General features: G+C 54.2%; 7 protein-coding genes and 1 riboswitch. Of the genes, 5 read left to right on the forward strand and 2 right to left on the reverse strand.

The features are described from left to right. The first annotated feature begins 287 nt into the window (after positions 1 to 287). Complete coding sequence (gene oxyR / locus H2Z33_RS08525; RefSeq protein ID WP_003862055.1) at positions 288 to 1,205, forward strand: DNA-binding transcriptional regulator OxyR; 918 nt, start codon at positions 288 to 290, stop codon at positions 1,203 to 1,205. On the opposite strand, the gene sthA is transcribed toward oxyR, so the two are convergent. Next, positions 1,188 to 2,588, reverse strand: a complete 1,401-nt coding sequence (sthA, locus tag H2Z33_RS08530; RefSeq protein ID WP_003862057.1) for a Si-specific NAD(P)(+) transhydrogenase — start codon at positions 2,586 to 2,588, stop codon at positions 1,188 to 1,190. The two genes, oxyR and sthA, sit on opposite strands and share 18 nt — an antisense overlap. Positions 2,589 to 2,784: 196 nt before the next feature. On the opposite strand from sthA, the gene fabR reads away from it, so the two are divergent. Continuing rightward, positions 2,785 to 3,423 (forward strand): HTH-type transcriptional repressor FabR, encoded by a 639-nt coding sequence (gene fabR, locus H2Z33_RS08535; RefSeq protein WP_003862059.1) that lies wholly within the window; start codon positions 2,785 to 2,787, stop codon positions 3,421 to 3,423. A 9-nt stretch (positions 3,424 to 3,432) separates the two neighbouring features. Then, positions 3,433 to 3,792 carry a YijD family membrane protein gene (locus tag H2Z33_RS08540; RefSeq protein ID WP_017383113.1) on the forward strand — a complete coding sequence of 120 codons (360 nt, stop codon included), beginning with the start codon at positions 3,433 to 3,435 and terminating at the stop codon, positions 3,790 to 3,792. Between the two features lie 80 nt (positions 3,793 to 3,872). Here the strand turns inward: H2Z33_RS08540 and trmA are convergent, their stop codons facing one another. Next, a complete protein-coding gene (gene trmA, locus H2Z33_RS08545) occupies positions 3,873 to 4,973 on the reverse strand; it encodes a tRNA (uridine(54)-C5)-methyltransferase TrmA (RefSeq protein ID WP_003862063.1) in 1,101 nt (366 codons plus the stop codon). A gap of 104 nt (positions 4,974 to 5,077) precedes the next feature. Beyond that, a riboswitch (cobalamin riboswitch) is annotated at positions 5,078 to 5,254 on the forward strand. Between the two features lie 65 nt (positions 5,255 to 5,319). On the opposite strand from trmA, the gene btuB reads away from it, so the two are divergent. Both btuB and murI read left to right on the forward strand, forming a co-directional pair. Next, complete coding sequence (gene btuB, locus H2Z33_RS08550; RefSeq protein ID WP_017694253.1) at positions 5,320 to 7,170, forward strand: TonB-dependent vitamin B12 receptor BtuB; 1,851 nt, start codon at positions 5,320 to 5,322, stop codon at positions 7,168 to 7,170. Then, entirely contained in the window at positions 7,115 to 7,966 is an 852-nt protein-coding gene (gene murI / locus H2Z33_RS08555) for a glutamate racemase (RefSeq protein WP_003862067.1), read from the forward strand. Before btuB ends, murI begins: the two co-directional genes overlap by 56 nt. Positions 7,967 to 8,347 lie beyond the last annotated feature (381 nt).

Consider the following 8,347-nt stretch of genomic DNA (forward strand, 5'->3'; position numbering starts at 1 on the left):
CTCACCCCGGCCCTCTCCCACAGGGAGAGGGAGAAAAACGGAGCCTGGCTTAGTGCTGGGCTTTTTTTTACGCAAAAAAAAGCGGACCACGGGGTCCGCAAAAGTTCACGTTGGCTTTAGTTTTTCGAGTTTTGAGAGAAACTCGCTGACGGTGCGGGGACGTCAAGGGTCAAACACGTGCCGCCTCGTCTATGTGATGTATTATTCAACAGAATGCTTGATAGGGATAATCGTTCGTTGCTATGCTATCTATCGCCATGAACTATCGTGGCGACGGAGGATGAATAATGAATATTCGTGATCTTGAATACCTGGTAGCGTTAGCTGAGCATCGCCATTTTCGCCGCGCGGCAGACTCCTGCCACGTCAGCCAGCCCACGCTGAGCGGTCAGATCCGCAAGCTGGAAGATGAGCTGGGCGTGATGCTGCTGGAGCGCACCAGTCGTAAGGTACTGTTCACGCAGGCAGGTCTGCTGCTGGTGGATCAGGCGCGCACCGTACTGCGCGAGGTCAAAGTGCTCAAGGAAATGGCAAGCCAGCAGGGGGAAGCGATGTCCGGCCCGCTGCATATTGGCCTGATCCCAACCGTTGGCCCGTACCTGTTGCCGCAAATCATTCCGATGCTGCACCAGACGTTCCCGAAACTCGAAATGTACCTGCATGAAGCGCAAACCCATCAGCTGCTGGCGCAGCTGGACAGCGGCAAGCTCGACTGCGCGATCCTGGCGCTGGTCAAAGAGAGTGAAGCGTTTATTGAAGTACCGCTGTTCGATGAGCCGATGATGCTGGCGATCTATGAAGATCACCCGTGGGCGAACCGCGATCGCGTGCCGATGGCCGATCTGGCCGGGGAAAAGCTGCTGATGCTGGAAGATGGCCACTGTCTGCGCGATCAGGCGATGGGCTTCTGCTTCGAAGCGGGTGCCGATGAAGATACCCATTTCCGCGCAACCAGCCTGGAAACGCTGCGTAATATGGTGGCGGCGGGAAGCGGTATTACGCTGCTGCCGGCGCTGGCGGTGCCGCACGAGCGTAAACGTGATGGCGTGGTCTATCTGCCGTGTATTAAGCCGGAGCCGCGTCGCACCATTGGTCTGGTTTATCGTCCGGGGTCACCGCTGCGCAGCCGCTATGAGCAGCTGGCAGAGGCCATCCGGGGTGCGATGGATGGCCATTTCGACAGCGCGTTAAAACAGGCGGTTTAAGCCGTTCAGCGCAGCTACCCGATAGGCTTCCGCCATGGTCGGGTAGTTAAAGGTGGTGTTAACGAAGTACTCAATGGTGTTGCCACCACCTTTTTGCTCCATGATCGCCTGGCCGATATGAATGATTTCCGCCGCGCGTTCACCGAAGCAGTGAATACCGAGGATCTCTTTCGTCTCGCGATGGAACAGGATCTTCAGCGTACCCACGCTCATTCCCACGATTTGCGCCCGCGCCAGATGTTTAAACTGGGCACGACCCACCTCGTAAGGCACCTTCATGGCCGTCAGCTGCTGCTCGGTTTTGCCGACAGAACTGATTTCCGGAATGGTGTAGATGCCCGTCGGGATATCTTCAATCAGATGCGCCGTCGCTTCACCTTTCACCAGCGCCTGTGCGGCGATGCGGCCCTGATCGTACGCGGCGGAGGCCAGGCTTGGGTAACCAATCACGTCGCCCACCGCGTAAACGTGCGGCAGCGCAGTCTGGTACATGCTGTTGACCTTGAGCTGACCGCGGCTGTCGGTTTCAAGCCCGATATTCTCCAGCTGCAATGAATCCGTGTTGCCGGTACGGCCGTTGGCGTACAGCAGGCAGTCCGCCTTCAGCTTCTTACCGGATTTCAGGTGCATGATCACACCGTCGTCGCAGCCTTCGATTTTCTCGTACTCTTCGTTGTGGCGAATCACCACGCCGCTGTTCCAGAAGTGGTAGGAGAGGGAATCTGACATCTCCTGATCGAGGAACGCCAGCAGCCGGTCGCGGGTGTTGATCAGATCAACTTTGACCTCCATTCCCCGGAAAATCGACGCATATTCGCAGCCAATCACGCCCGCGCCGTAGATGATCACATGGCGTGGCTCGTGGTGCAGGCTGAGGATGGAGTCGCTGTCGTAAATGCGCGGGTGCGAGAAATCCACATCTGCCGGATGGTAAGGACGGGAGCCGCAGGCGATCACAAATTTTTCAGCGGTGAGCGTCTCAACCGAACCGTCGTGGCACTCCAGCGCCAGGGTGTGTTCATCCACAAAATGCGCGTTCCCTTGCAGAATTTCACAGTGGTTGCGCTCATAGAAACCCTGACGCATGCGCGTCTGCTGGTTAATGACCGTGTCTGCGTGATTCAGGATATCGGCAAAGGAGGAGCGAAGAAGTCGGGAGTGGTCGCTGTAAAGAGGGTTCTGGTTAAATTCGATAATGCGGCTAACGGCGTGGCGGAGGGCTTTCGAAGGGATGGTGCCCCAGTGGGTGCAACCGCCGCCGACGTTATGGTAGCGCTCAATAACCGCTACTCTGGCTCCCTGTTTTACCAGACCCATAGCAGCACCTTCGCCGCCGGGGCCGGAACCAATAACTATTGCGTCGTAATCGTAGGAATGTGGCATGGCAAGGCTTACCTGTTCTTATACATAAAAGCAACAGAATCATAACATCATTGCCAGGGTAACCCAATTATCGTTGTGCTTTTTTCGGGCAGTGGAGCACAAACCGCCCGTAAACAATCATTCACAAAGCCAGGTAAACAGATTAATTTTATTCTCTGGTATAGTGCCAACGGGCCTTTGGAAGGATTCAACTATCGTGATGGGCGTAAGAGCACAACAAAAAGAGAAAACCCGGCGTTCGCTGGTGGAAGCCGCATTCAGTCAACTGAGTGCTGAGCGGAGTTTTGCCAGTTTGAGCCTGCGTGAAGTGGCGCGCGAGGCCGGGATTGCGCCAACGTCCTTCTATCGTCATTTCCGTGATGTGGATGAACTGGGCTTGACCATGGTCGACGAGAGCGGTTTGATGCTGCGCCAGCTTATGCGTCAGGCGCGTCAGCGTATCGCCAAAGGCGGCAGCGTGATCCGCACCTCCGTGTCGACATTTATGGAATTTATCGGCAATAACCCTAACGCGTTTCGCCTGCTGTTGCGTGAGCGTTCCGGAACGTCAGCCGCGTTTCGTGCCGCCGTCGCGCGTGAAATTCAGCATTTCATCGCGGAACTTGCCGACTATCTTGAACTCGAAAACCATATGCCGCGTGCGTTTACTGAAGCACAGGCCGAGGCGATGGTGACGATTGTTTTCAGCGCGGGTGCCGAAGCGCTGGATGTCAGCATTGAACAACGTAAGCAACTCGAAGAGCGACTGGTATTGCAGCTGCGGATGATTTCTAAAGGTGCGTACTACTGGTATCGCCGTGAACAAGAGAAGTTGGCACATCAAAACGATGAGTGAAGGTGAGTAATGAAACAGTCAGGTCAGGATAAAGGAACGCTGTTGCTGGCATTGATCGCTGGCTTATCCATCAATGGTACGTTTGCGGCGGTTTTTAGCTCAATTGTACCGTTCTCGATTTTCCCGATTATCGCGCTGGTGCTGACGGTGTACTGCCTGCATCAACGTTATCTGAACCGCACCATGCCGGTTGGGTTACCGGGACTGGCCGCAGCCTGTTTTATTCTGGGTGTACTGTTGTACAGCACCGTGGTGCGCGCAGAGTATCCGGATATTGGCTCTAACTTCCTGCCTGCGGTACTGTCTGTGGCGCTGGTGTTCTGGATTGGCTCGCGCATGCGTAGCCGCAAGAGCCAGTTACCGGAGTAATGAATTATTTGTAGGGCAGGTAAGCGAAGCGCCATCTGCCAAAAAATGCCGGATGGCGCTACGCTTATCCGGCCTACAGATCACCGTGCGGTAAGTAAAACGCCGCACTCCATATGGTGCGTATACGGGAACTGATCGAACAGCGCCAGACGTTCAACCTTGTGCGTCTGGCTTAATGTTTCCAGATTCTTGCACAGCGTCTCCGGGTTACAGGAGATGTACAAAATACGCGGGTACGCCTGCACCATCTTCTCGGTTTCGCTGTCCAGGCCACTGCGCGGCGGATCGACAAAAATTGTCTCACACTGGTAGCTCTTCAAATCAATCCCTTGCAGGCGGTTAAACTCGCGTACGCCGTTCATCGCCTGGGTAAATTCTTCTGCCGCCATACGAATAATTTGTACGTTATCAATATGGTTAGCGGCGATGTTGTACTGCGCGGCGGCCACCGACGGTTTGGCGATTTCCGTCGCCAGCACGCGCTCGAAATTACGCGCCAGCGCCAGCGAGAAGTTGCCGTTACCGCAGTAGAGCTCCAGCAGATCGCCCTTAGACCCTTCTGTCGCCTTCAGCGCCCATTCAAGCATCTGCACGTTCATGGCGGCGTTCGGCTGGGTGAAGCTGTTCTCTACCTGACGGTAAACCATCTCTTTACCTGCTACCGGCAGACGCTCGTCGATGTAATCCTGGTCCAGCATGATTTTGGTTTTGGTCGCGCGGCCAATCAGGTGCACGTTGATGTTCTGCGCGCGCAGCGCATCGCGCAGGGCTTCTGCCTGCTCGCGCCACTCGTCGGTCAGCGCTTTGTGATAGAGCAGAGAAACAATGGCCTGATTGCTCTGAGTGGTCAGGTAGTCAATCTGGAACAGCTTGTTGCGCAGCACCGGATTATTGCGTACACCGTCGATCATTAGCGTCATCAGCTGGTTGATGAGCTCACTCGCCGCCGGAAAACTGTCTACGCGAATGCGGGATTTCGTCTGCTGATCGAAAATGATGTGGTACAGGTCATCGCCATCGTGCCAGATGCGGAACTCAGCGCGCATACGGTAGTGGCTGACCGGAGAACGAAACACCTCGGGAACCGGCGCGTTGAAAGGCGTCATCATACTTTGCAGGCGGACAACTTTTTCTGCCAGCTGTGCGTCGTACTGTTCTGTCGGGAGGTGTTCGGGGGTCATGATGCGTCCTGAGTGATAAAGAATTACGCGGGGATTGTAGGGATTGTGCAGTGGATGTCCAGATTTAATGGCTAATAGCTATCTGGACATCTATACGTGTCTAATTGTAGCATTCTGTTTCCGGTCTCCTGAGAGTGAAAAGGGAATCCAGTGCAAATCTGGAGCTGACGCGCAGCGGTAAAGACTGGCGGGATGAGAGTTGTAGACACTGTGAAAATGGGAAGTCTTCATCCGTATAACGCCACTCAGCCCGAAGACCTGCCGGGATCACGTCGCATTTGGTTTCATCATCGCGTGCTATCGATGAGGCCTGCGGCATCCTTCTTATATTGTGGATGCTTTAACAATGATTAAAAAAGTATCGCTGTTGACGGCGTTTTCCGTCACGGCATTTTCGGGCTGGGCGCAGGAAAGCGCCGACTCGTTGGTGGTGACAGCAAACCGTTTCGAACAACCAGCAAAAACCGTTCTGGCTCCGACCTCCGTCGTGACCCGTGAGGATATTGAACGCTGGCAGGCAACGAGTGTTGTGGAAATCATGTCACGCCTGCCGGGTGTGGACATCGCACAAAGCGGCGGGATGGGGTCAACCTCTTCAACGTTTATTCGCGGTACGGAATCCCGCCATGTTCTGGTACTGATTGATGGTATCCCCCTGAATAATGCCGGGATCAGCAATGTTCCCGATTTAAGCCAAATTCCGACGTCGCTGATTCAGCGTATTGAGTACATTCGCGGCCCACGTTCGGCGCTGTATGGCTCCGACGCGATTGGCGGTGTGATTAACATCATTACCGGGCGCGACAAGCCGGGTGCAGAAATTTCTGCGGGTGTCGGTTCAAAGGGGTATCAAAACTATAACGGTGCCTTCCAGCAGGTGTTCGATAAAACCAAAATCACCATGGCCGGTGATTATACCTATACCCGTGGTTTTGATATTGCCGCAAAAGATGCCCCGCGCCAGCCAGACCGCGATGGTTTTATGAGTAAATCGCTGTTTGGCTCGGTGGAGCAGCAGTTTACCGACAGCGTCAGCGGATTCGTCCGTGGCTTTGGCTACGATAACCGCTCCGCGTATGACGGTTACGATCACTATGGCGCGACCGGCATTGATGGGCGGCCGGACACGCGTCAGGTTTACAGCCAGAACTGGGACACCGGGTTGCGCTATAACCAGGGTATTTTCCAGTCACAGCTGGTGGCAGGGTATGGCCGTAGCAAAGATCAGAACTATGATCCGAAAAAAGGCCGCTACGCTGACTCCGCAACCATGGATGACGTGAAGCAGTACACCACCCAGTGGCTGAATACGGTTGAAGTGGGTCACGGCAATATCGGCGCGGGTCTGGACTGGCAGAAGCAGAAAACCCAGGCGGGTACGGGCTACCTGGAAAAAGGTTACGAACAACGTAATACCGGCGTGTTCCTTTCGGCGATGCAGCAGTTCAACAGCGTGACGCTGGAAGCGGCGGCGCGTAATGACGATAACTCTAATTTTGGCAATCACGCCACCTGGCAGACCAGCGCCGCATGGGAGTTCATCGAGGGGTATCGCATCATCGGTTCTTACGGTACAGCGTATAAAGCACCGACCATGAGCCAGATCCACAGTAAAGATTACGGTAATCCGGATCTGAAGCCAGAAGAGAGTAAGCAGTGGGAAGGTGGCTTTGAAGGTCTGACGGGGCCGGTAAACTGGCGTGTGACGGGCTATCGTAATGATATCGATAACCTCATTAATAGCGACCCGCGGACTTACCGTTATTACAACGTCGATGAAGCCCGTATTAAAGGAATCGAGGCGACGGCCCAGTTCGACACTGGCCCGGTAGGGCATCAGATTTCTTACGACTACGTCGACCCGCGTAATGCGAAAACTAACGAAGTCCTGGCTCGTCGCTCAAAGCAACAGGTTAAGTATCAGCTTGACTGGCAGGTGTGGGATCTCGACTGGAATCTGGCGTACCGTTATCTGGGCACTCGCTATGATGTTGCCGTTGATCCGAATACCTACGCCACAGAACGCGTGAAAATGGGCGGCGTCAGCCTGTGGGACGTCGCGGTTTCATATCCTGTCACCTCTCATCTCACAGTTCGTGGTAAAATAGCCAACCTGTTCGATAAAGATTACGAGACAGTTTATGGCTACCAAACTGCAGGACGGGAATACACCTTGTCTGGCAGCTACACCTTCTGATCCGCGTCCCACCGTGCTGGTGTTTGATTCCGGCGTCGGTGGGCTTTCGGTCTATGATGAGATTCGGCAGCTCCTGCCGGATCTCCATTACATCTACGCCTTCGATAACGTCGCGTTCCCGTATGGGGAAAAGAGTGAAGACTTTATTGTTGAACGTGTGGTTGAAATCGTCACCGCGGTACAAAAGCGTTATCCCCTGGCGCTGGCGGTCATTGCCTGTAATACGGCAAGCACGGTCTCTCTTCCTGCCCTGCGCGAAAAATTCCCGTTCCCGGTTGTGGGCGTTGTTCCGGCAATCAAACCCGCGGCGCGTCTGACGGCGAACGGCATTGTGGGGTTGCTGGCTACGCGCGGTACGGTAAAACGTCCTTATACGCGTGAGCTTATTGAGCGCTTTGCCAATGAATGCCAGATCGCCATGCTCGGCTCCGCGGAGCTGGTGGAAATGGCGGAAGCAAAACTGCACGGCGAGACGGTATCGCTTGAAGAGCTGCGTCGTATTCTGCGTCCATGGCTGCGGATGCAGGAACCACCGGATACGGTTGTTCTTGGCTGCACCCATTTCCCGCTATTACAGGAAGAGCTGTTAAAGGTTCTGCCTGAAGGGACCCGGCTGGTGGATTCCGGTGCTGCAATTGCGCGTCGGACGGCCTGGCTGCTGGAACACGAGGCGCCGGATGCGAAATCAGCGGATGCGAACATCGCTTTCTGTATGGCGATAACAAAAGAAACCGAACAACTTTTGCCCGTTTTACGTCGTTATGGCTTCGAAACGCTCGAAAAACTGGCGCTGTAGCACGGTTTTGAGCAAAAAAGAGACGGTTGAACGTTTTTTTTCAAAGAGGGGTTGTCAACGTCGGAGAACTCCCTATAATGCGCCTCCACTGACACGGAACAACGGCTTACAAGCCGCCGGGACAGCGGGGTTCAGAGATGAACGCCAACAGAGAAAAGTGAAAATAATTGCTTGACTCTGAATGAGGAAAACGTAATATACGGAACCTCGCAACGATGAGCTGAAAGCCGCGTTGCAACTGCTCTTTAACAATTTATCAGACAATCTGTGTGGGCACTCAAAGTGACATGGATTCTTAATGTCTTCGGACACTAAATGAATACCAAGTCTCAACGAGTGAACACGTAATTCATTACGAAGTTTAATTCATTGAGCATCAAA

The sequence above is a fragment of the Enterobacter sp. YSU genome, assembly GCF_016082135.1.
Classification (GTDB): Bacteria; Pseudomonadota; Gammaproteobacteria; order Enterobacterales; family Enterobacteriaceae; genus Enterobacter; species Enterobacter hormaechei_C.

Excerpts from the sequence above, each read along its gene's own strand:
- H2Z33_RS08540 (WP_017383113.1), top strand. The coding sequence starts at position 3,433 with ATGAAACAGTCAGGTCAGGATAAAGGAACGCTGTTGCTGGCATTGATC.
- btuB (WP_017694253.1), top strand. The coding sequence starts at position 5,320 with ATGATTAAAAAAGTATCGCTGTTGACGGCGTTTTCCGTCACGGCATTT.
- sthA (WP_003862057.1), bottom strand. The coding sequence starts at position 2,588 with ATGCCACATTCCTACGATTACGACGCAATAGTTATTGGTTCCGGCCCC.
- murI (WP_003862067.1), top strand. The coding sequence starts at position 7,115 with ATGGCTACCAAACTGCAGGACGGGAATACACCTTGTCTGGCAGCTACA.
- trmA (WP_003862063.1), bottom strand. The coding sequence starts at position 4,973 with ATGACCCCCGAACACCTCCCGACAGAACAGTACGACGCACAGCTGGCA.
- oxyR (WP_003862055.1), top strand. The coding sequence starts at position 288 with ATGAATATTCGTGATCTTGAATACCTGGTAGCGTTAGCTGAGCATCGC.